General features: G+C 70.1%; 1 protein-coding gene. It reads left to right on the top strand.

Annotation, left to right across the window (positions count from 1 at the left end):
- Positions 1 to 1555: malate synthase A (gene aceB / locus AC08ON_RS14180; protein WP_476617137.1), on the top strand; the 1555-nt coding region annotated here is incomplete at its 5' end.
- Between the last annotated feature and the right edge of the window lie 272 nt (positions 1556 to 1827).

Here is a 1827-nt window from a genome sequence, read left to right as displayed (position 1 = left end):
GCAGGTCGACGCGGTGCTCTCCGACAACGCGCTGGCCTTCGTCGCCGGGTTGCACCGCACGTTCGCCGGCCGGCGTGCCGAACTGCTCGCCGCCCGGGCCGCCCGCCGCGCCGCGATCGCAGCCGGGGCCGCCCTGGACTTCCTGCCGCAGACCGCCGACATCCGGGCCGGGAACTGGCGGGTCGCGTCGCCGGCGCCGGGGCTGGTCGACCGTCGGGCCGAGATCACCGGCCCGACCGACGCCAAGATGCTCATCAACGCGCTCAACAGCGGTGCCCGGGTCTTCATGGCGGACCTCGAGGACGCCAACGTGCCGACCTGGTCGAACATGGTCGTCGGACAGCACAACCTGAGTGAGGCCGTCGCCGGCACGCTCGCCTTCACCTCGCCCGACGGCCGTCGTTACGAGCTCGACGAGTCCACGGCGACGCTCGTGGTGCGCCCGTGCGGCTGGCACCTGCCGGAGCGGCACGTCACCGTCGACGGGGAGCCGATCGTCGCCGCGCTCTTCGACGCCGGAATGTACCTGGTCCGCAACGCGCACGCCCTGCGTGCTACGGGCGTGGCGCCGTACTTCTACCTGCCGAAGCTGGAGGGTCATCTCGAGGCCCGGCTGTGGAACGACGTGTTCACCGCGGCGCAGGCCGAGCTCGGCCTGCCCGTCGGCACCATCCGGGCGACCGTTCTCATCGAGACGTTGCCCGCCGCCTTCGAGATGGAGGAGATCCTCTACGAGCTGCGGGAGCATTCCGCCGGACTCAACGCTGGCCGCTGGGACTACATGTTTTCCACCATCAAGACGTTCGCGTCCCGGCCGACTGAGTTCCTGCTGCCCGACCGCAACGGCGTGACGATGACGGTGCCGTTTCTGCGCGCCTACACCGAGCTGCTGGTCTCCACCTGTCATCGCCGCGGCGCGCACGCGATCGGCGGGATGGCGGCGTTCATCCCGTCGCGGCGCGACCCCGAGATCAACGCCGCGGCCCTGGCGAAGGTGCGCGCCGACAAGGAGCGGGAGTCCGCGGACGGGTTCGACGGGAGCTGGGTGGCGCACCCTGACCTGGTGCCGGTGTGCACCGAGGTCTTCGATGCGGTGCTCGGCGACGAGCCGAACCAGCTCACCCGGTTGCGTGACGACGTCAAGGTCGGCGCCGGCGACCTGCTGGCGGTGCGCGACACTCCGGGTTCCGTCACCGCGGCCGGGGTCCGCGGGAACATCAGCGTCGGGGTGCGCTACCTGGAGAGCTGGCTGCGTGGGATCGGGGCGGTCGGCATCGACAACCTGATGGAGGACGCCGCCACCGCTGAGATCTCCCGTAGTCAGATTTTCCAGTGGATAGCCGCCGGGGTCGTGCTCGACGACGGCCGTCCGGTCACGGCCGATCTGGTCCGGACCACTCTGGCGGAGGTGCTGGACCAGATCCGGCTCTCCATCGGCGCGGCCGCCTTCGACAACGGTCGCTGGAAGGACGCGGCGGCGGTGTTCGAGGAGACGGCGCTCGGCGAGACCTTCGTCGAGTTCCTTACTCTTCCCGCCTACGAGCGGATCGACTGAACCGGCGAACACCCAGGCGAACACCTCGGGAGAATCCCCGGGTGAACCGGCGGCGAACAGGTCGATGAGCAGCCCGTGGATATCCACCCGGCGGACGGCGGCGCGCAAGGCGTAGTCACCCGTCTGCGGCGCCAGCCTGGCAGTATGGACGTGGCGATGCCTGACACGGGGACGGACGGAAGGTGGCCATGTCGCTGCAGGAACACGCTTTCGCCGACGTCGCTGATGTGCGGGAACGGCTTCGCGTGACCGGATACCTCGCGGACGAGGCG

Source organism: Frankia sp. CoWAU3 (assembly GCF_977971855.1).
The sequence above is the reverse complement of the archived record's forward strand: the minus strand, read 5'-3'. Positions and strand labels throughout refer to the sequence as shown.